This window comes from Cupriavidus necator A5-1 (genome assembly GCF_000744095.1).
GTDB lineage: Bacteria > Pseudomonadota > Gammaproteobacteria > Burkholderiales > Burkholderiaceae > Cupriavidus > Cupriavidus necator_A.
Map to the genome: position 1 here is coordinate 2,647,117 of NZ_JQLI01000001.1, position 20,207 is coordinate 2,667,323.

22 protein-coding genes are annotated in these 20,207 nt (G+C 67.1%); 9 read left to right on the forward strand and 13 right to left on the reverse strand.

The genetic code is table 11. From position 1 onward, the window contains the following. Nucleotides 1-2: 2 nt before the first annotated feature. The 6 genes from phnL to phnG are packed head-to-tail and all read right to left on the reverse strand — an operon-like array spanning nucleotide 3 to nucleotide 4,670. A complete protein-coding gene (gene phnL / locus K307_RS11725; protein WP_042878389.1) occupies nucleotides 3-737 on the reverse strand; it encodes a phosphonate C-P lyase system protein PhnL in 735 nt (244 codons plus the stop codon). Between the two features lie 5 nt (nucleotides 738-742). After that, on the reverse strand, nucleotides 743-1,519 hold the full coding sequence (gene phnK, locus K307_RS11730; protein WP_042878391.1) for a phosphonate C-P lyase system protein PhnK: 777 nt from the start codon (nucleotides 1,517-1,519) through the stop codon (nucleotides 743-745). Further along, nucleotides 1,516-2,418 carry an alpha-D-ribose 1-methylphosphonate 5-phosphate C-P-lyase PhnJ gene (locus K307_RS11735; protein ID WP_042878393.1) on the reverse strand — a complete coding sequence of 301 codons (903 nt, stop codon included), beginning with the start codon at nucleotides 2,416-2,418 and terminating at the stop codon, nucleotides 1,516-1,518. The genes phnK and K307_RS11735 overlap by 4 nt, the downstream gene beginning before the upstream one ends. Next, entirely contained in the window at nucleotides 2,415-3,551 is a 1,137-nt protein-coding gene (locus K307_RS11740; RefSeq protein ID WP_042878394.1) for a carbon-phosphorus lyase complex subunit PhnI, read from the reverse strand. The genes K307_RS11735 and K307_RS11740 overlap by 4 nt, the downstream gene beginning before the upstream one ends. Nucleotide 3,552: 1 nt before the next feature. After that, nucleotides 3,553-4,170 (reverse strand): phosphonate C-P lyase system protein PhnH, encoded by a 618-nt coding sequence (phnH, locus tag K307_RS11745; protein ID WP_042878395.1) that lies wholly within the window; start codon nucleotides 4,168-4,170, stop codon nucleotides 3,553-3,555. Next, nucleotides 4,170-4,670, reverse strand: a complete 501-nt coding sequence (phnG, locus tag K307_RS11750) for a phosphonate C-P lyase system protein PhnG (protein WP_042878397.1) — start codon at nucleotides 4,668-4,670, stop codon at nucleotides 4,170-4,172. Before phnG ends, phnH begins: the two co-directional genes overlap by 1 nt. Before the next feature lie 180 nt (nucleotides 4,671-4,850). Here phnG and phnF point away from each other — a divergent pair, with 180 nt between their 5' ends. The 4 genes from phnF to phnN all read left to right on the forward strand — a co-directional run bounded on the left by phnF (nucleotide 4,851) and on the right by phnN (nucleotide 8,156). Further along, the gene (phnF, locus tag K307_RS11755) at nucleotides 4,851-5,585 is read left to right on the forward strand and encodes a phosphonate metabolism transcriptional regulator PhnF (RefSeq protein ID WP_042878398.1); all 735 of its coding nucleotides are present in this window, start codon (nucleotides 4,851-4,853) and stop codon (nucleotides 5,583-5,585) included. Nucleotides 5,586-5,653: 68 nt separating this feature from the next. Beyond that, the gene (locus tag K307_RS11760) at nucleotides 5,654-6,856 is read left to right on the forward strand and encodes an alpha-D-ribose 1-methylphosphonate 5-triphosphate diphosphatase (RefSeq protein ID WP_042878400.1); all 1,203 of its coding nucleotides are present in this window, start codon (nucleotides 5,654-5,656) and stop codon (nucleotides 6,854-6,856) included. Beyond that, nucleotides 6,853-7,578, forward strand: a complete 726-nt coding sequence (locus K307_RS11765; protein WP_042878403.1) for a DUF1045 domain-containing protein — start codon at nucleotides 6,853-6,855, stop codon at nucleotides 7,576-7,578. The genes K307_RS11760 and K307_RS11765 overlap by 4 nt, the downstream gene beginning before the upstream one ends. Beyond that, nucleotides 7,575-8,156, forward strand: a complete 582-nt coding sequence (gene phnN / locus K307_RS11770; protein ID WP_042878407.1) for a phosphonate metabolism protein/1,5-bisphosphokinase (PRPP-forming) PhnN — start codon at nucleotides 7,575-7,577, stop codon at nucleotides 8,154-8,156. The genes K307_RS11765 and phnN overlap by 4 nt, the downstream gene beginning before the upstream one ends. A 3-nt stretch (nucleotides 8,157-8,159) precedes the next feature. On the opposite strand, the gene K307_RS11775 is transcribed toward phnN, so the two are convergent. The 6 genes from K307_RS11775 to K307_RS11800 all read right to left on the reverse strand — a co-directional run bounded on the left by K307_RS11775 (nucleotide 8,160) and on the right by K307_RS11800 (nucleotide 12,919). After that, nucleotides 8,160-8,633 (reverse strand): N-acetyltransferase family protein, encoded by a 474-nt coding sequence (locus K307_RS11775; RefSeq protein ID WP_419187113.1) that lies wholly within the window; start codon nucleotides 8,631-8,633, stop codon nucleotides 8,160-8,162. 26 nt (nucleotides 8,634-8,659) lie between these two features. Continuing rightward, a complete protein-coding gene (locus K307_RS11780; protein WP_042878409.1) occupies nucleotides 8,660-9,196 on the reverse strand; it encodes a phosphonate degradation HD-domain oxygenase in 537 nt (178 codons plus the stop codon). Between the two features lie 4 nt (nucleotides 9,197-9,200). Then, a complete protein-coding gene (phnE, locus tag K307_RS11785) occupies nucleotides 9,201-10,013 on the reverse strand; it encodes a phosphonate ABC transporter, permease protein PhnE (RefSeq protein WP_042878410.1) in 813 nt (270 codons plus the stop codon). A gap of 73 nt (nucleotides 10,014-10,086) precedes the next feature. After that, nucleotides 10,087-11,073 (reverse strand): phosphonate ABC transporter substrate-binding protein, encoded by a 987-nt coding sequence (gene phnD / locus K307_RS11790; protein ID WP_042878412.1) that lies wholly within the window; start codon nucleotides 11,071-11,073, stop codon nucleotides 10,087-10,089. Between the two features lie 58 nt (nucleotides 11,074-11,131). Next, nucleotides 11,132-11,983, reverse strand: a complete 852-nt coding sequence (phnC, locus tag K307_RS11795; protein ID WP_042878414.1) for a phosphonate ABC transporter ATP-binding protein — start codon at nucleotides 11,981-11,983, stop codon at nucleotides 11,132-11,134. 171 nt (nucleotides 11,984-12,154) lie between these two features. Further along, entirely contained in the window at nucleotides 12,155-12,919 is a 765-nt protein-coding gene (locus K307_RS11800; RefSeq protein ID WP_042878416.1) for an SDR family oxidoreductase, read from the reverse strand. 131 nt (nucleotides 12,920-13,050) lie between these two features. Here K307_RS11800 and K307_RS11805 point away from each other — a divergent pair, with 131 nt between their 5' ends. Together K307_RS11805 and ampC are read left to right on the forward strand one after the other, a co-directional pair. Beyond that, entirely contained in the window at nucleotides 13,051-13,974 is a 924-nt protein-coding gene (locus tag K307_RS11805) for a LysR family transcriptional regulator (protein ID WP_042878418.1), read from the forward strand. 207 nt (nucleotides 13,975-14,181) lie between these two features. Beyond that, nucleotides 14,182-15,372 carry a class C beta-lactamase gene (gene ampC, locus K307_RS11810; protein WP_042878419.1) on the forward strand — a complete coding sequence of 397 codons (1,191 nt, stop codon included), beginning with the start codon at nucleotides 14,182-14,184 and terminating at the stop codon, nucleotides 15,370-15,372. 6 nt (nucleotides 15,373-15,378) lie between these two features. Here ampC and K307_RS11815 read toward each other — a convergent pair whose 3' ends face one another. Further along, on the reverse strand, nucleotides 15,379-16,404 hold the full coding sequence (locus K307_RS11815; protein ID WP_042878420.1) for an AraC family transcriptional regulator: 1,026 nt from the start codon (nucleotides 16,402-16,404) through the stop codon (nucleotides 15,379-15,381). Nucleotides 16,405-16,597: 193 nt separating this feature from the next. On the opposite strand from K307_RS11815, the gene K307_RS11820 reads away from it, so the two are divergent. The 3 genes from K307_RS11820 to K307_RS11830 are packed head-to-tail and all read left to right on the forward strand — an operon-like array spanning nucleotide 16,598 to nucleotide 20,117. Next, complete coding sequence (locus K307_RS11820) at nucleotides 16,598-17,578, forward strand: quinone oxidoreductase family protein (RefSeq protein WP_042881862.1); 981 nt, start codon at nucleotides 16,598-16,600, stop codon at nucleotides 17,576-17,578. Between the two features lie 9 nt (nucleotides 17,579-17,587). Next, the gene (locus K307_RS11825; RefSeq protein ID WP_042878421.1) at nucleotides 17,588-18,436 is read left to right on the forward strand and encodes a TauD/TfdA dioxygenase family protein; all 849 of its coding nucleotides are present in this window, start codon (nucleotides 17,588-17,590) and stop codon (nucleotides 18,434-18,436) included. Nucleotides 18,437-18,470: 34 nt separating this feature from the next. Beyond that, entirely contained in the window at nucleotides 18,471-20,117 is a 1,647-nt protein-coding gene (locus K307_RS11830; RefSeq protein ID WP_042878422.1) for a fatty acid--CoA ligase, read from the forward strand. The last annotated feature ends 90 nt before the right edge of the window (nucleotides 20,118-20,207 follow it).

The window sequence follows — 20,207 nt, forward strand, 5'->3', positions numbered from 1 at the left end:
TGTCAGGCGAGGGCGGTGGCCGGTTGCAGCGGCAGCAGGCGCGTGGCCACGGCATCGCGCACGGCGTCGTCGTGGAAGATCCCGATCAGCGCGCGGCCTTCGGCGAGCGCCTCGCGGATCAACGCGATCACCACCGCGCGGTTGTCTGCGTCCAGCGATGCGGTCGGCTCGTCGAGCAGCAGGATGGGGTGGCCGCCGATCAGGCCGCGCGCGATATTGACGCGCTGCTGCTCGCCGCCGGAGAAGGTGGCCGGCGGCAGGTCCCACAGGCGGCGCGGCAGGTTCAGGCGCGCCAGCAGCACCTCGGCGCGGGCCCGGGCTTCTTCATGGCTGGCGCCGCGCTGTTGCAGCGGATCGGCCACCACGTCCAGCGCCGACACGCGCGGGATCGCCCGCAGGAACTGGCTGACGTAGCCGATCACGTCGCGGCGCAGCTTCAGCACGCGTTGCTCGGGGGCGTTGGTCAGTTCGATCCACGGCTCGCCGTCGGCGCTGGTGTCGCGCAGGCGGATGCTGCCTTCGGTGGCCAGGTAGTTGGCGTACAGGCAGCGCAGCAGTGTGCTCTTGCCGGTGCCCGACGGGCCCGACAGCACCAGGCATTCGCCGCGGGCTGCATCGAAATCGATCACGCGCAGCACCGGCAGGCGGATGCCGCCCTGGTTGTGCAGCGTAAACATCTTGCCGAGGCCGCGCACCTCTACCAGCTTCTTCAGCTTCTGTGCATTCTCTGCTTGCATCGTCGTCAGCCTTGCAGGATGGAGGAGACCAGCAGCTGCGTGTAGGGGTGCTGCGGGTCGTCGAGGATCTGGTCGGTCAGGCCTTGCTCGACCACGCGGCCGCCCTGCATGACCAGCGTGCGGTGTGCCAGCAGGCGCGCCACGGCCAGGTCGTGCGTGACCAGGATGGCAGCGAGGCCCAGGTCGGACACCAGACGGCGCAACAGGTCCAGCAGGCGCGCCTGCACCGAGACGTCGAGCGAGGCCGTCGGTTCGTCCATGAACACCAGACGCGGGTGCGTGACCAGGTTGCGCGCGATCTGCAGGCGCTGCTGCATACCGCCCGAGAAGGTGCCGGGCACGTCGTCGAGGCGGGCCAGGTCGATTTCCATCTTCTCCAGCCAGGCGCCGGCGACTTCGCGCAGGTTGCCGTAGTGGCGCTCGCCCACGGCCATCAGCCGCTCGGCGATATTGGCGCCGGCGCTGACCTGCATGCGCAGTCCGTCGCGCGCGTGCTGGCGCACGAAGCCCCAGTCGGTGCGGGCCAGCAGCCGCATGCGCGCGCTGGACAGCGTGGCCAGGTCGGTCAGGCCGGACTCGCGCATATCGTAGCTGACGCTGCCGCGCTGAGGCGGCGCCTGCATCGACAGGGCCTGCAGCAGCGTGCTCTTGCCGGAGCCCGATTCGCCCACCACGCACAGCACTTCACCCGGGTAGAGATCGAAACTGACGCCATGGCAGCCATGCACGCCGTCCCAGGTGCGCGTCAGGTTGCGCACCGACAGCAGCGAGTTCGCGCTCATCGGGCACCTCCCGCGGCAGTCTCGACGGCGTGCGCCGCCTGGCGGTCGGCGCAGTACTCGGTGTCCGAGCACACGAACATGCGCGTGCCGGCATCGTCGGTGATGATTTCATCGAGATAGCTGTCGGTCGCGCCGCACTGGGCGCAGCAGCTCGACCACTTCTCGACAGTGAAGGGGTGGTCGGCAAAGTCCAGGCTCCTGACCGAGGTGTATGGCGGCACGGCATAGACGCGCTTCTCGCGCCCGGCGCCGAACAGCATCAGCGCGGGGCTGCGGTCGAGCTTGGGGTTGTCGAACTTGGGGATCGGCGACGGCCGCATCATGTAGCGCTGGTTGACGATCACGGGATAGTCGTAGGTGGTGGCGATATGCCCGTGATGGGCAATGTCTTCATAGAGCTTGACGTGCATCGCGCCGTACTCGGACAGCGCGTGCATGGTGCGGGTCTCGCTCTCGCTCGGCTCCAGCCAGCGCAGCGGCTCGGGGATGGGCACCTGGAACACCATGGTCTGGCCCGCACGCAGTGGCGTTTCCGGAATACGGTGGCGGGTCTGGATGATGCTGGCTTCGGCGGTGCGCTCGGTGGTCTGCACGCCGGTCACGCGGCCGAAGAAGCGGCGGATATTGATGGCATTGGTGGTGTCGTCCGAGCCCTGGTCGATCACCTTGAGCACGTCCGGCTTGCCGATGATGGCGGCGGTGACCTGGATGCCGCCCGTGCCCCAGCCGTAGGGCAGCGGCATTTCGCGGCTGCCGAACGGGACCTGGTAGCCGGGAATCGCCACGGCCTTGAGCAGCGCGCGGCGCAGCATGCGCTTGGTCGATTCGTCGAGATAGCCGAAGTTGTAGTGGTCGTCGCGGGCAATGCCCGCGGTGGGGGATGCGTTCGCGGCGGTCATGCCAGCGTCTCCTCTTGCGGCTGGGGCTGCGGTGCAACTTGCGGCGGCACGGCGGCAGGGCTGGCGGTTTCCTGCTCCGCGCGCAGGCGGCGCAGCAGTTCCAGGTTGGCCTGGAAATCGACGTAGTGGGGCAGCTTCAGGTGCTGCACGAAGCCGGAGGCCTCAACGTTGTCGCTGTGGTACAGCATGAATTCGATATCGTTGGCGGGGGCGTCGGCGGCTTCGCCAAGCTCACCGGCGCGCATCGCGCGATCCGCCAGCGCCATCGACATCGCCTTGCGCTCGTTGTAGCCGAACACCAGGCCGTAGCCGCGCGTGAAGCGGGGCGCTTCGTCGGCGCTGCCGCCGAACTGGCTGACCATCTGGCATTCGGTCAGCTCGATCTCGCCGATCGTCACCGCGAAGCCGAGTTCTTCCACGCACAATTCAACTTCCGCCGTGCCATAGCGGATCTCTGCCGCGAACGGGTGCGAGTTGCCGTAGCCGCGCTGCGTCGAATAGCCCATCGACAACAGGAAGCCTTCATCGGCGCGCGCCAGGTTCTGCAGGCGCGCGGCGCGGCTGGCGGGGAAGGTCAGCGGTTCGCGGGTCAGGTCCGGCGGGGCCGGGTCGCCGGCGGGGATCTCGTCGGCTTCGACCAGTTCTTCCGCTTCGAGCAGGCCCGTTACGCGCGGCATGCTTGCAGCGAGGGGCTCGGCAGCGGGCGGCAGCGGGGCGGGCTCGCGGCCCGCTTCGAGCGAGAAGTCCAGCAGGCGCTGCGTGTAGTCATAGGTCGGCCCGAGCACTTGGCCGCCCGGCACGTCCTTGAAGGTGGACGAGATCCGGCGTTGCAGGCGCATCGCGCCGGTATCGAGCGGCTCGGTATAGCCGAAACGCGCGAGCGTGGTGCGATACGCGCGCAGCAGGAAGATCGCCTCGATCTGGTCGCCGGCGGCCTGCTTCAGGGCCAGCGCGGCCAGGTGTGGGTCGTACAGCGAACCCTCGGCCATTACGCGCGACACCGCCAGCGGCATCTGTTCGCGGATCTGGGCCAGCGTGAGTTCCGGCACCGCGGTGTCGCCGCGGCGGTATGTATCGAGCATCTGGTAGGAGTTCAGGATGGCGCGTTCGCCTCCCTTGACGGCTACGTACATGTCAGTCCTCCACGTGCGTGGTGCGCGTCAGCGCGCAGAATCGGTCACCGCTGGCCAGCAGCAGGTCCACGCCGAGCGGAAAGCCGGCGTTGTTGGCGCGCCAGCTGGCACGGAAGTCCGCGGCCAGGCCGGCAACGCGCAGCGTCTGCGTGGTCTCGATGCCGGGGCCGCGCAGCGTGAGCGTGTCGCCATCCGTAAGCGAGGCGACTTCCACCAACAGCGTGGCCGAGCGGTCCGGGAAAGCCGGCTGGCCCTGCGAACAGTCAGCCAGCGCGGGCATGGCGTGTCCGGCGGGCACGCAGACAAAGGGGGCGGCGCCGAGGTCGTCGGTCAGCGGGCAGCCACAGTGAAAGCGCAGGAACGCCCGCGCCGCGGCGGGGACGCCGGCCGGCAGCCAGACCGGGGTATCGGGATCGGCCAGCGTCAGCAGCAGCGCCACCAGCGCCGGCGACAGGCCCTCGGGCACGCCGCTGGTCACTGGCATCGCTTGCAGCTGGCCCGGATGGGCAAACGCATGCAGCGTGGCGCGGAACACCTGCTGGGCATCGTCGACGGGGTTGTCGAAGCCCGGCAGCAGCGAAGTGGCCGGGGCCAAGAGGATCGATTGAGCGGATGTCATCAGTCCTCTCCCCGGACCATGGTGAAGAATTCGACGCGCGTCTGGGCAGCGGTGGCCGCCTCATGCGCCGCGCGCGCGGCATGGGCGCTGGCCAGCGGCGCCAGCACGATTTCCTGCACGCGCTGGTGCCAGGCGGGGCGCTGCAGCAGCGCGTCCAGGACGGCCGCCTGCTCCGCGTGGCGCGCGCTGCGGCCCTGGATATAGGCCACGCCCGCGGTGCCGGTGGCATCGCCGTCTTCCAGCACGACCGCGCAGCGCGTGACCGTGATTTCCCCCAGGTTGAACCGGGCGCCGGTGCCGCCGGCACGGGCCCGCACCATCGCCATGCCGGATTCCGGCTTGCGCAGCAGGCGCCAGGCGGGCAGGGCCGCGGCCTGGCCAAGCCGCGTGTAGGCGGCATCGAGCGCTTCCGTTGGCGCTGTCGCCAGCACCCGCAACCAGGCGGCGCGGGCCGCGTTGGCTTCGATGCCGGCTGGACCGGCGGTTTCGCTTTGCATCATCACCCCTATACGTCTATACGTTTAGATGTTTATTGCCTGAACACGCCGCTACTAGACCATAGGCAGATGAACGTTTGATGACGGATCGGGAATGTGGTCAGGCACCCCAACAGGGGAGCGCAACTGAGGCACAATCGCATGGCATTGGTGAACGCTTGATGACAAGAGGGCAGGGCAAGCATGTCTGATCGGGAAGTAGAACGGGGTTCCGGCGTGGCCGTATGGCGCCAGATCGGGGAGGCGCTGGCGGACGACATCCGCAAGAAGCTGTACCTGCCCGGGGAGCAACTGCCGCCGGAGCCGGAGCTGGCCACGCGCTTTGCCGTGAACCGCCACACCATCCGGCGCGCCATGGGCGAGCTGGAGCTGAGCGGGCTGGTGCGGATCGAGCAGGGCCGTGGCACCTTTGTGCAGGAGCACGCGATCGACTACGCGATCGGGCGCCGCACGCGTTTCTCGCAGAACCTGGCCGCGCAGGGCATGCGCGGGCACACCGAGATCCTCGACAGCCAGGTGGTGCGCGCGCCCGAGGTGGCGAAGCACCTGGGACTGCCGCGCACGGCCGAGATCCTGCACGTGCAGATGCTCGGCAAGGCCGAGGAGCGCACCATCGACGTGGCCGAGCACTACTTCGACCTCAAGCGCTTTCCCGGCATCGACGCGGTGCTGCGCGACATGCAATCGGTGTCGCGCGCGCTGGCGCATTTCGGCATTGCCGACTACACGCGCAAATGGTCGCGCATTACCGCCGCGATGCCCAGCGCGCCGGTCGCGCGCTTGCTGAACCAGCCGAAGACGCGGCCGGTATTGCAGGTCGAGGCGCTCAACGTCGATATCGACGGCGCACCGGTGCAGTACAGCGTGACGCGGTTTGCCGGCGACTGGGTGCAACTCACGGTGTCCGACAGCGACTGAGGACAGTTGTTGCCGGGCGCATTGGTCTAGACATCTGTCTGTCATCTGCCGGCGCTAACGTCACGCCCATGCACACGAACGATCAAACTCAATCGCCGCCGCTGGCCGGCATCACGGGCCGCCGCGTGCTGGGCGCCGCCAGCATCGGCCCGGCAACGCTGGGCTTCCGCGACGGCCACGTGGCGCAGCAAGCGCCGCTGTCCGGCCCGTGCCTCGACGCCGGCGACCTGCTGGTGCTGCCGGGCATTGTCGACATCCACGGCGACGCGTTCGAACGCGCCGTGATGCCGCGCCCCGGCGTCAGCTTCCCGTACCCGGGCGCGCTGCTCGACGTGGATCGCCAGTTGCTGGCGAACGGGATCACCACCGAATTCCACGGCGTGACGCTGTCCTGGGAAGGCGGTCTGCGCGGCGAGGCCTATGCGCTGCGCATGTTCGATGCCATCGCGCAGCTCGGCCCGGTGCTCGGCGCCGCGCACAAGGTCCACCTGCGCTTCGAGGCCTACCACCTGGCCGGCGTGGAGACCGCGCTGTCGTGGATGGCCGCCGGACGTGTCGACCTGCTGGCCATCAACGACCACCTGCCGACCATGGCGCGCCGCATGGGCGACGAACGCAAGATGCAGCAGTACGCCGAGCGCGCCGAGTGCGACGTCGAGACCTTCCGCACCCGCCTGCGTGCGGCCAGCGCCAATGCGCAGGAGGTGCCGGCGGCGATGGCGCGCCTGATCGCCGCCGCGCGCGACGCGGGGCTGCCGGTGGCGTCGCATGACGATCCGGACCTGGCCACGCGCCAGCACTACCACCGCCGGGGCTGCCGCATCGCCGAGTTTCCGCTGACCATCGAAGCCGCGACGCTGGCCCGGCAGCTGGGCGACGATATCGTGTTCGGCGCGCCCAACGTGGTACGCGGCACCAGCCATACCGGCGCGCCCAACGCTACCGAGATGGTGGCCGCCGGCCTGTGCACGGTGCTGGCGTCCGACTACAACTATCCCGCGCCGCTGCAGGCCGCGTTCCGGCTGGCGCAGCTGGGCGTGTTGGACCTGCCGGGCGCCTGGCAGCTGGTGTCGCGCAACCCGGCGCGTGCCGCCGGCCTGCGCGACCGCGGCACCCTGGCCCCGGGCCTGCGCGCCGATGCCATCCTGGTCGATGACCGCCAGCCCGGCCTGCCGCGCGTCTGCGCCACCATCGTCAATGGCGAACTGAAGCATGCAGCCGCGTTCCTGCCGCAGGTTGATCTCGCCGATGCCGGCACCCTGGCCGCATGAGCATGCAAGCGCACCGTTACGCCATTTACCTCTCGCCGGCCGAACCGTTCCGATCCTTCGGCAGCCAGTGGCTGGGCCGCGATGGCGATACGGGGGCAGCGCTGTCCATGCCGCAAGACATGGCGCCGCCGCCCGCCGAGTGGGTCAAGGCCCCCGCCCACTACGGCCTGCACGCCACGCTGAAGCCGCCGTTCCGGCTCGCGGATGGCACCGATGCATCGATGCTCGACGCCGCCGCCCGAGACTTTGCGCGTGGCCGCGAGGCGTTCGACGCGCCGCTGGCGCTGCAAGCGCTGCGAGGCTTTATCGCCTGGTGTCTCGCCGACGTGGGCTCGCGCGATATGCATGCGCTGGCTGATGCCTGTGTGCTGGCGTTTGACCGCTTCCGCGCACCGGCCACCGCGGAGGAACTCGCCAAACGCAAGCCGGATCGGCTCACGCGCGACGAGCGCCGCATGCTGGATGCATGGGGCTACCCGTACGTATTCGAGACTTTTATCTTCCACATCACGCTGACCGGCATGCTCGACGCCGCCAGCGAAGCCGCCGCGCTGGCGCGCCTGTCCGCAGCCAGCGGCAAGATGCTGGAATCGCTGCTCCATGTGGACGGTATCAGTGTGTTCGTGCAGCCAGCGCCGGGCGATGACTTTATCGCCGCGCGCCACTACGGCTTCAACGGCAGCACCACGGATGGCGCCGGCACGGCGTACCTCGAAGCATGAGCGCCCGCACCGCCACTGACGGGCGCGGCCTGTTCTACGTCATGGGGCCTTCCGGCAGCGGCAAGGATTCGCTGCTGCGCGCGCTGCGCGAGCGCCTGGGCCCGGACGACCCCATCGTGGTTGCACATCGCTATATCACGCGCGACGCCGACGCCAACGAGGCCTCGGTCGCGCTTACCCCCGATGAATTCCAGCGCCGCAAGGTCCTCGGCTGCCTGGCGCTGAACTGGCACAGCCACGGCCTGCACTACGGCATCGGCGTCGAGATCGAGCAGTGGCTCGCCAGGGGCCTGACGGTGATCGTCAACGGTTCGCGCGAATACCTGCCGCAAGCCGTGGCACGCTACCCGAAGCTGTGCGCCGTACACGTGCGCGTGAAACCGGAAGTGTTGGCCGCACGCCTGCGCCAGCGTGGTCGCGAGTCGGAAGAGGCGATTACCAGGCGGCTGGACCGCGCGGGGCAGGCGTTCGACGTGCCGGCAGGGTGCAGGCTGGTCGAGATCGACAACAGCGGCACGCTGCAGGCATCGGCCGACGCCTTTGCCCAGTTGGTCGGCGCCACCTCCGCGCTGGCCTGAATCTCAGAGCTCGATACTGAAGCTGATGCCGTGCTCGGTGAATCCGAGCCGGCGATAGAACTGGTGCGCCTGCAGCCGGCGCGCGTTCGACGACAACGCCAGCTTGGCCGCGCCGGCTTCACGCGCCAGGCGCATCGCCTCGCGCATCATCGCCTTGCCGACGCCCATGCCGCGCGCCGACGGCGCCACCACCACGGCCTCGACAATCGCCTCCGGGCGGCCGTCGTGGACCATCACGGGAAATACCAGCAGGCTGAAGGTGCCGAGCGGCACCTCGTTCTCGTCCACCATCATGTAGCAGCGATAGTCCGGGTAGCGGCGCATGGTCGCATAGCGCTCGCGCATCGTCGCCAGCGGCAGCGGCGGCTCGTCATCCATCGCGGCGAGCAGGATGGACAGATGCCGCAGCTCCGCATCGGAGCCGCGTACCTCGCGCAGGGCCAGGACGGCCTCGGTCATGTCTTGCAATCCGTTCATGCCGCTTATGCCACACATTCGGCTACTCACACGGCAAGGCGCGCGCAACGCGCGGCCATTTCAAGGTAGTGCGCCAGCGGCGGCGTGGCAAGGTCGACCACCTTGGCCCGGTCATCGTAGCGGCGCAGGCGCACCGCGGCATCGGCATAGGGGCTGGCTGCGAAGGCATCGGCCTGTGCCTCGTTGTACGGGCCGCCCTGCAGTGCCAGGCTCTGCACGGAAGCCGGCGACAGCGTGCCGAAGTAGTCGGGATCGACGGCGCACAGGAAGCGCTTGGCCGCCACGTGCAGGCGTATGGGCTCGGTGACGTCGTCGCCGAAGAGCCCCGCCAGCGCGTCGGCGGCGGCCTCGTGGTGGCGCATGTCGGTGGTGGTGCTTTCGGCGAGCAGCAGGTGCCCGACGTCGTGGAGCAGGGCCGCGACGATCAGCGGCTCGGGCTCGCGAGCCTGTTCGGCCAGCTGCGCGCACTGGAGCGCGTGGGCCGTCTGGCTGATGGACTCGCCGCCGTACCAGGCGGTGCCGTTGTTGGCAAACAGGGTTTCGATGCGGGAGAGCGTGAGCATGGGGTCAGACGAGTACCTTGCGGATCTGCGCGGAGAGGATGTCGATGGCCGAGACAAACAGGATGATGATGATCATCACGGCACAGGTCTGCCCGTACTGGAAGCTGCGGATGATCTCCCACAGCACGGTGCCGATGCCGCCGGCGCCGACAATGCCCACGACCGAGGCCGAACGCACGTTCGACTCGAAGCGGTACAGCGCAAACGACAGCCACAGCGGCAGCACCTGAGGGATCACGCCATAGACGATCTCCTCGATCGGGCCGGCGCCGGTGGCGCGCACGCCTTCGACCGGGCGCGGATCGATGGCTTCCACGGCTTCGGCAAACAGCTTGGCCAGCACGCCGGTAGTGTGGATCCAGATCGCCAGCACACCCGCGAACGGGCCCAGGCCGACGGCCACGATAAACAGCATCGCAAAGACCATCTCATTGATGGCGCGGCAGGCGTCCATGACGCGGCGCGCCGGCTGGTAGACCCATGCGGGGACGATATTGGCCGAGCACAGCAGGCCCAGCGGTACCGCCATCGCCACGGCCATGGCCGTGCCCCACAGCGCGATCTGGACGGTGACCAGCATCTCGTCCAGGTAGTGCCGCCAGTCGCGGAAGTCTGGCGGGAAGAAATCGGCGGCAAATTTCGCCATGTTGTCGGAATCGCGCAGCAGGTCCAGGGGGCGCATGTCGGCGCCTTGCCAGGACATGGCGAGCAAGGCCAGCACGACCGCCCAGGTCAGCAACACGGCAAGGGACGTGCGCGGCGGCCGGACGTTGCTTTGCGGCGAGGGAGGGAGGCCGGGCGTGGCGGTGACAGTCATGGGCAATCCGAATCAGGCAACAGAAAAAAGACGACGCGGGGCCGGCAGCGCGCCGGCCCCTGCGGGGTGAGGCCTATTGAGCGCTGGTGGCAGCGGCCTTGTCCAGCTCGGACAGGCGGCGGCTGACGTCGGCCAGGCGCTTTTCCTTGTCGGCGGCGGCCAGGGTGGTGTCCGTTTCGATCTTGGCCTTCTCGCGGGCCAGCTCGATCTGGCGGATCGGCACCAGCTGCGCGTCGCTCGAAGCGCGGAAGCCCTGGTAGGTCAGCGTGGCCAGCACCTGCTTCTCACGCGCAGCGTCGGCGCCCTTGCCGTAGTTGACGAAGAAGGCCTGGATCTTCTTCTTCAGCTCCGGCGACAGGTCCTTGCGATAGACCATCGGATCGGCCGGGATCAGCGGCGACTTCCACAGCACGCGCACCTGGTCATAGGCATTCTTGCCCGTGTTGATGCGGTAGCGCTCCAAGTTCTCGGTGTTGTTCACCGCCACGTCGACCTGCTTGTTCAGCACCGACAGCAGGTTGGTTTCGTGGTTGCCGATGCGCACCGCCTTGAACAGCGTCTTCGGATCCACCTTGTGCGCGGTCCACAGGTAGTAGCCCGGCACGGCCGTGCCCGAGGTGGAGTTGGGATCGCCGGCGCCGTAGCTCAATTCCTTGCCGCGCTTGATCACGTCTTCGACGCTCTTCAGGTCGCTGTCCTTGTTGACGATCAGCAGCGACCAGTAGCCCGGGTTGCCGTCCTTGTCGATCACGGAGGCAAAGACCTCGCCGTTGGCGCGGTCGACCGCTTCCATTGCGGACTTGTTGCCGAACCAGGCGATTTGCACCTTGTTAAAGCGCATGCCTTCGATGATGCCAGCGTAATCGGACGCGAAGAACGGCTTGACCGGCACGCCCAGCGTCTTGCTGAGATCGTCGATCAGCGGCTGCCAGGCGCTCTTCAGGTTGGACGACGATTCGGTCGAGATAAAGCCGATGCTCAGGCTCTTGGCGTCTTGCGCAAACGCGGGCAGGGCGACCACGCCCGATGTCACGACGGCGAGAAAAGTTCTGCGAAGCATGGACAACTCCGGTTGGGAAAGGCTTGGGGGTAAGGCGTGGGATTCGGCGAAGGGCCGCTCAGGCCGCCGCCAGATTCATCGTGACCATCGCCGGCACCGGCATGGCCGAGGCGGCTTCGTCTTCGGGCACGGAATCGTGCAGCAGTTCGTCGGCCTCGGTGCCATAAAGATCGCGCAGCATGGCCGGCGTCAGCGCCGCGGATGGGCCGTCGTAGACCACCTTGCCGTGGCGCAGCGCCACCACGCGGGGGCAGTAGCGCATCGCCACATCCACCTGGTGCAGCGACACCAGCACCGCTACCTTGCGGGTGCGATTGATCTGCGTCAGCAACGACATCACGCGGCGCGACGATTCCGGATCGAGCGAAGCGATCGGCTCGTCGGCAAGGATCACGTGTGCGTTCTGCACCAGTGTGCGGGCGATGGCCGCCCGTTGCTGCTGGCCGCCGGAGAGCGTCGAGGCGCGCTGAAACGCATAGTCGTCTATACCAACTTGCGCAAGGGCATCGAGCCCGGCCTGCACTTCATCGGCCTTGAAGATGCGCAGCAGGCTGCGCCATTTGGGGACGCGGGTCAGCATGCCGACCAGCACGTTGGTGATGACCGGAAGGCGGCCCACCAGGTTGAACTGCTGGAACACAAAGCCGATCTCGCCCCGTACCTTGCGCACATTGCCGGCCAGCCGGCCATTGCGCTGCACGTGGCGGCCATTGACGAGGATCTCGCCAGTGCCCGCGTCGCCTGCGACAAACCCGGCTACGTGGCGCAGCAGTGTGGACTTGCCCGATCCCGATGCACCCAGCAGGGCGACCATCTCGCCTGGCGCGATGTGCAGCGTGACATCGTCAAGCGCCTTGCGGTCCGCGCGGAACGTTTTGGAAAGCCCGCGGACTTCAATTGCGTGCGTCATGTCGACTCCCTGACTTGAATGACCTGCGCATTCTGGCCGGGATGGATGACAGAACGATGACGTTGAGGGCAGATAAAGCTGCCGCTGGGATGATCAGTAGCCCAGGCAGCCGGCAAAGCGCTCGGCCAGCCGTTGAAGGCGGGCCAAGCCCGGATGCCAGGCCGCCACCGCTCAGGTACGCGTGATCGACACCCCGCCATCCACCAGCGATGCCGTGCCGGTGACGAATGACGAGTCATCCGACGCCAGGTACAGCACCGAGCGCGCCAGTTCTTCCGGCGTGGCCACGCGCTTGAGTGCATGCAGGGTGGTGATGAATGCCTGGGACTCGGAGGTGTCGTTCATGCTGCGGTACATGTCCGTATCCACGGCGCCCGGCAGGATCGCGTTGACCCGGATGCCCTGCGGCCCGAATTCGGCCGCAAGCGCCTGGGTCAGGCCGATCAGTCCGGACTTGCTCGCCGCATACGCTGCCACCCCCGGGAACGCAACCGTATAGCCGACAAAGGTGGACGTAAAGATCACCGAACCGCCGCCGTGCCTGAGCATCTGGCCGATCTGGTGCTTGGCCCCCAGGAAGGCGCCGGTCAGGTTGATGGCAAGGGTGTCGTTCCAGCCGTCTGCCGAGACTTCGGTGCTGGCACCGCCTTCGCCGAGCGTGCCGGCGTTGTTGAAGGCGATGTCCAGGCGCCCGAAGCGTTCCACTGCCAGCGCTACCAGCGCGCTGGCGTAGTCCTCGCCGCGCACGTCGCCGGCCAGGGCCACGGCTTCGCCGCCGGCGTCACGGATCTGCGCCACCAGGCTTTCCAGTTCGGCCTGGCGCCGGGCACCGACCACCAGTTTCGCGCCTTCAGCGGCAAACAGCAGTGCGGTCGCACGGCCAATGCCGGAGCTGGCGCCGGTAATCAAGGCAACTTTTCCAGACAGACGTCCCATGTTCGATCTCCAGTAAGGCGCGGGGAAGGCAGCCAGGACCGTTCCCGCTGCCTCATGAACCCAGTATGGGCAACGGTGTGGGTTCTCACTAGACTGAAGATCGCGGAACAACTTTCCGGATATGCCGAACAATGATCAAGCTCGAAGGTATTGGCAGCTTTGTCGCCGTTGTGGAGGCAGGCTCCATCAGCGACGCCGCCCGTCGCCTCAATCTCTCCAAGTCCGTCGTCAGCGAACGCCTGGCTGAGCTCGAGAAAGCCATCGGCGCGAACCTGCTGCGCCGTACCACGCGCCGGCTGACGCTGACCGAGGACGGTGCCGCGTTCTTGGAGCGCGCCACCCGCATCCTGCATGAGGTGGAAGCGGCCGCCACTGACGTGGCCGAGCGGCGCGGCAGCCTTGCGGGCGCGCTGCGCATTTCCGCGCCGGTCACGTTCGGCCGCATGCACCTGGGGCCCGCGCTCTATCCGTTCCTGGCCCGGCATCCGGAGCTGGAGCTGACGCTTGACCTCGACGATCGCCGCGCGGACGCCGTCACCGACAGCTATGACGCCGTGGTCCGTCACGGCCCGCTGGAAAGCTCGCGGCTGGTGGCATGGCAGCTAGGGCCGAGCCGGCGCCTGCTGGTGGCGTCGCCCGGGTATCTCGCGCAGATGGGTGCCCCGCGCACGCTCGCAGAGCTTCAACAGCACCGCGGCATCTTCTACGCCCACCGCGGCGCGGCCGACTGGCGCCTGCAGGGCCCCAATGGCGCCGCCATCGCCCGCGCCGCCGTGGCGCTGCGGGTGAACAACGGCGACATGATGCGCGACGCGGCCGAGGCCGGCGTCGGCATCGCGCTGCTGCCGACCTTTATCGCCGGCGACGCGATCCGGCGGGGCGCGCTGGCAGTGATCGATATCGGCCTGCAGGCGGAGCCGGAATCGATCTACATCGCCCATCCCGAGGGCCGACGGGTGTCGGCGCGGCTGCGGGCGTTTGCGGATTGCGTGCGCGAGGCGATCGGGAGCCCGCCGTATTGGGATATCTGGGCGGGTGGACATGGGGCAATCTAGGACGGACCATCCCAATACCCAAATTTTTCTAATAGCTCGCGCAAGATATTGTCGTTTGTGGAAGATGTACAGCCCTCGTTATATTCGCTCGCGCCTGTTCGTCATTTCCCAATCGCAGCCGGCCCCAGCCGAGATCATCCACGGCGCACGGACGGGCAATCCGGCAAATCGACGGCGCAGTCCGAACCTAAGGTCTAACTGTCTAATATGAAAAAGTTTTTCACCACAAGCATCAGCACCCTGGTCGCCGCTTGCCTGCTCTGCGGGGCCGCCGCCCACGCCGCCGGCAGCAGGGAGCCGGGCCAGCTCCAGCGCACCGTCGACGCCGCCATCCGCCCCGCCATGAAGGCCAGCAACGTTCCCGGTATGGCCGTCGCGGTCACGGTCGGCGGCAAGCGCTACTTCTTCAACTATGGCGTCGCGGCGAAGAAAGGCGGCAAGAGCGTGACCGAGAACACGATTTTCGAGATCGGCTCGGTCAGCAAGACCTTCACGGCGACGCTGGCCTCCTATGCCCAGGCGCGCGGCAGGCTGTCTCTCTCCGACAAGGCCAGCAAATACCTGCCTGCGCTCGCCGGCAGCAGCTTCGACAGCATCAGCCTGCTGGACCTGGGCACCTATTCGGCGGGCGGCTTGCCGCTGCAATTCCCGGACGCCGTTACCGACCCGGAAAAGATGGTCGCCTATTTCAAGAGCTGGCGCCCGGACTACGCCCCCGGCACCCATCGGCGCTATTCGAACCCCAGCATCGGCCTGTTCGGCTACCTGGCTGCCCAAAGCATGGGCCAGCCGTTCGATGACCTGATGGAGAAGACCCTGTTTCCGGGGCTGGGCCTGAAGCACACCTATATCAGGGTGCCGCAGGCCAGGATGGCCGACTACGCCACTGGCTACACCAAGGACGACAAGCCGACCCGGGTATCGCCCGGCGTGCTGGATTCAGAAGCCTACGGCGTGAAGACCACGGCGGCCGACATGATCCGTTTTGTCGAGGCCAATATGAACGGGGCAGGGCTGGACGACACCCTGCAACGTGCAATTGCCGGCACGCATACCGGGTACTTCAAGGTGGGCGACCTGACGCAAGGGCTGGGCTGGGAGATGTATGACTATCCGGCCAGGCTCGACAGCATGCTGGCCGGAAGTTCTGCGCAGGTCGTCTTCGAGGCCAACAAGGTCACCAGGCTGGATCCGCCGCGGCCGGCGAAGGCCGATGTGCTGGTCAACAAGACCGGGTCGACCAACGGATTCGGGGCCTACGTGGTCTTTGTTCCCGCGCAGAGAATCGGCATGGTCATGCTGGCGAACAAGAACTTCCCCGTGGCCGCCCGTATCAAGGCCGCGTACCAGATCCTGACGGCTCTCGACGGCAAACTCGCGGCGGCGGAAGCGCGTTAGCACGCCTCAACCTTCAGCCTGCCTGGACGCCCGCACACCGGCAGCATGTTTGCGCCGCCATGCCACCGGCGACGCCCCGAACTGGGCGGAGAACCATCGCGTAAAAGAACTCGCCGAGCCATAGCCCAGCAGCGCGGACACGTTCAGCAACGAGTATTGCGGGTTCTCCACATAGCGCCGCGCCAGCTCGCGGCGGACTTCATTGAGGATGTCCGTGAAGGTCTCGCCGGCTTCATCGAGCTGGCGCTGCATGGTACGCAGGCTCAGGCCAAGTCCCTGGGCCACGGCTTCAGAGGTGGCGCGGCCCATCGGCAGCATCAGGTAGACCGCATTGCGCACGTCACGGCCAATGGACGGCTCGTTCACGCGCGGCAAGGTATCGACAAAGCGCTGCGCATAGCGTGCCATGGCCGGATCCCCAGTCGGATTCGGCGCGTCCAGGTCCGCCGCCAGGCAGACGATGCCGTTGAACTCGCTGTCGAACGCCAGCGGGCAGCCGAACAGTCTGCGGTGGACGCGCAGGTCGGCAGGCGCCCGGTGCGTGAAGTTGACGCTGAGCGGCTGCCACTGGGGGCCCAGCAGTGCCCGGCAGAGCCGGAACACTACCCCGATGGCGAGCTCGGTGCCCTGCCTCGAGGGTGCATCCAGCACGACTTCCTGCCGGATGGTGACGGACTTTCCCGTCTCTTCCAGCAGGATGGCGACCGACTCGTTGACCAGGTGCCGGTAGCGGATGATGGTGGCCAGCGCGTCGCGCAGCGTGGCTTGCTGGCTGATCAGCAGGCTCATCACGCCAAAGTCGGACAACTGGCGCGATTCGGCCATGCGCAGCCCGAAGGTCGGGCAGGCGGTGGCCTCGGCGGCGGCTTCCAGCAGCTTGGCACAGGCATTGACCGGAATGCGCTGGTCGGGGTCGGCCAGCAGGGCGCGGGTCAGTTTGGCCGCGCGCAGCAGTGGCTGTGTGTCGAGGCCGATTTCTGCAGCTACTTCAAAAAAGTTGGTCAGTGCAGCAGCACGCACCAGCGTCTCCAAACCTGTCTCCTTGTTCTTGTCGCCGGCTGCCCGCAAAGGTGCGCCAGCGTTGTCTCGCAGCGGATGATAGGCCCGGTTGGCATGAAATGCAAAGTGGATGGAAGCTATTGCAAAGCGCCGCCTCGCTCCTGGTCCTACATTGCTTCCATACGCGGCGCACCTTGCGCCGCGCCTGACCAAGGAGACCAAGGCTGTGGAAAAAATTGTACGGATGCACGAGATCGGCGGACCGGAAGTACTGCGCTATGAAAGCACTGAAGTAGGCGAGCCCGGCCCCGGCCAGGTACGCATCCGCCACGTGGCGGTCGGCCTGAACTATGCCGATACGTATTTCCGCAACGGGACTTACCGCGTGCCGCTGCCCTCGGGCATGGGCGTGGAAGCGGCTGGCGTGGTGCAGGCGATCGGCCCGGACGTCACCAATGTTGCCGTCGGCGATCGCGTGACCTACACCGGCTTCGTCAACACGCTCGGCGCGTACAGCACCGCCCGCGTGGTGCCCGCCGCACCGCTGATCCGCCTGCCGGAAACGATCAGCTTCGAGACGGCCGCCGCGATGACCATGCGCGGGCTGACCTCGGCTTACCTGATGCGCCGCATCCATGCCTTCAAGGAAGGCGACAGCATCCTGCTGCATGCGGCTGCCGGCGGCGTGGGCCTGATCGTTTCGCAGTGGGCCAAGCTGCTGGGCCTGACCGTGATCGGCACGGTTTCCTCCGAAGCCAAGGGCGAGGTGGCGCGCGCACACGGCTGTGACCACATCATCAACTACAGCCATGAGGACGTGGCCGAGCGGGTGCGCGCGCTGACCGACGGTGTCGGCGTGTCGGTGGTATTCGACAGCGTGGGCAAGTCGACCTTCATGGCGTCGCTGGATTCGCTCAAGCGGCGCGGCACGATGGTGTGCGTAGGCACCGCCTCGGGTCCGATCCCTCCGTTCGACCCCGTGCTGCTGGCCATGAAGGGCTCAGTGTTCCTGACCCGGCCGGCGCTGGCCGACTATATCGTCGACCCCGCTGAGAAGGCCGAACTGGCCGGGGAACTGTTTGATCACGTCGGCGCGGGCCGTATCCGCATCGAGATCAACCAGCGCTATGCCCTGCAGGATGCGGTGCAGGCACACCAGGACCTGGAGTCGCGCAAGACCACGGGTTCGTCGATCTTCGTTATCTGAGGCAACGCCATGCAAGTCCAACAACTCACCTGCGCGCTTGGCGCCGAACTGACTGGTGTCGACCTGGCCGATGCGATCCGCGACGACGGCCTGTTTGCCGAGATCCGCGCCTTGCTGCTGAAGCACCGCGTGCTGTTCCTGCGGAACCAGCAGTTCAGCCGTGCCGAGCATGTCGCCTTTGCGCAGCGCTTTGGGGACCTGGAAGACCATCCCGTCGCCGGCAGCGATCCCGAGCACCCGGGCCTGGTCCGCATCTACAAGACCCCGGACCAGCCCAACGACCGTTACGAGAATGCCTGGCACTCGGACACCACCTGGCGCGAAGCCCCGCAGTTCGGCGCCGTGCTGCGCTGCGTGGAATGCCCGCCGGTAGGCGGGGACACCATGTGGGCAAACATGGCGCTTGCCTATGAACGGCTGCCTGCGCACATCAAGGAGCAGATTGCCGACCTGCGCGCGCGCCACAGCATCGAGGCCTCCTTCGGCGCGGCGATGCCGATCGAGAAGCGCCTGGCGCTGAAGGCCCAGTATCCCGATGCGGAACACCCGGTGGTGCGCACGCACGCGGATACCGGCGAGAAGGTCCTTTATGTGAACGCGTTCACCACGCATTTCACCAACTACCACACGGCTGACCGCGTGCGCTTCGGCCAGGACGCCAATCCGGGCGCGGGCGACCTGCTGCGCTTCCTGGTCAGCCAGGCATATATCCCCGAGTACCAGGTGCGCTGGCGCTGGGAACCCAACAGCGTGGCGATCTGGGACAACACCGCCACCCAGCACTACGCCGTGATGGACTATCCGCCGTGCCACCGCAAGATGGAGCGTGCAGGCATTATCGGCAGCAAGACGTACTGACTCCCTGGCCAAGGCAACGCAAGACAACACAGCAATGCAAGACAACCTGATTACGGCCGCACAGTCGGCTTACGCTTACCCGCTGCTGGTCAAGCAGCTCCTGATCAACTCGGTCAGCCTCTACGGCGACCAGGAAATCAGCTACCGCGGCCAGATGCGCTACACCTTCCGCGATTTCCGCGGCCGCATCGGCAAGCTCGCTTCGGCGCTCACTTCGCTCGGCGCTGGGCACGGGACCACCGTGGCGGTGATGGACTGGGACAGCCATCGCTACCTGGAATGCTATTTCGGCGTTCCCATGATGGGCGCGACGCTGTTCACGGTGAACGTGCGCCTGTCGCCCCAGCAGATCCTGTACACGCTCAACGACGCCGGCGCGGACATCGTGCTGTTCCATCCGGATTTCGCGCCGGTGCTCGAACAGATCCGCGGCGAGCTGACCTGCAACCCGCGCTTCGTGCTGATGGCTGACGGCCAGGACGCACCCGCGCTGACGCTGCCGCTGGCGGGCGAGTATGAGGCGCTGGTGGAAGCCGCCTCGCCGGATTTCGTGTTCACGGACTTCGACGAGAACACCAAGGCCGCCACCTTCTACACCACCGGCACCACCGGCGACCCCAAGGGCGTCTGCTACAGCCACCGCGACATCGTGCTGCACACGCTGGCATCGGCCACGAGCCTGTGTTCGCCCCGCGAGGGCCAGCGCATGCACCGTGAAGATGTCTATATGCCGATCACGCCGATGTTCCACGTGCTGGCATGGGGCATCCCGTACATCGCCATGATGCTGGGCCTGCGCACCGTGCTGCCGGGCCGCTACGCGCCGGATATGCTGCTCAAGCTGCGCGAGACCGAGAAGGTCACGTTCTCGCACTGCGTGCCGACCATCTTGCAGATGCTGCTGCAGTCCGCGCAGGACGGCGCGCAGGACCTGTCGGGCTGGAAGATCATCATCGGTGGCTCGGCGCTGCCGCCCGCGCTGTGCGAGGCGGCGCTGGCGCGCGGCATCGATATCTTCGCCGGCTACGGCATGTCGGAGACCGGCCCGATCGTGTCGCTGGCCCAGATTCCGCCGGGTTGCACGCCCAAGGACCGCGCCGAGGAAGTCCGCATGCGCTGCTCGACCGGCCGTCCGGTGACGATGGTGGACTACCGCATCGTCAGCGAAGACATGCGCGACTTGCCGCGCGACGGCAAGAGCCGCGGCGAGATCGTGCTGCGCGCGCCGTTCCTGACCAAGGGCTATTTCGGCAAGCCGCAGGCGTCGGAAGAGCTGTGGGCGGGTGGCTTCCTGCATACCCAGGACGTTGCGGTGATGGGCGAGGACGGCTTCGTGCAGATCGTGGATCGCATTAAGGACGTCATCAAGACCGGCGGCGAGTGGGTGTCTTCGATCGAGGTGGAGAACCTGATCACGGAAGTGCCCGGCGTGCAGGAATGCGCGGTGATCGGCGTGCCGGATGCGAAGTGGGGGGAGCGGCCGATGGCCTTCGTGGTGCGCAAGGCGGGTGCCGAAGTGAAGCCCGAGCAGATCCGCGATCAATTGATGACGCATGTAGATTCGCGCCGTATCAGCAAGTACGCGGTGCCTGAGGCGGAGCGCATCGCGTTCGTCAAAGCGATCCCGAAGACCAGCGTCGGCAAGATCAACAAGAAGCAGCTGCGTGAGGAAGCAGCCTGAAGGGTAGGAAAGGGAATTTGCGCCAGTCCTCGGGCGGGGACTGGCGTTTTTTTGGGGGGAGGGCTCAGGGTGGCCCGCGGCGGATCGGGG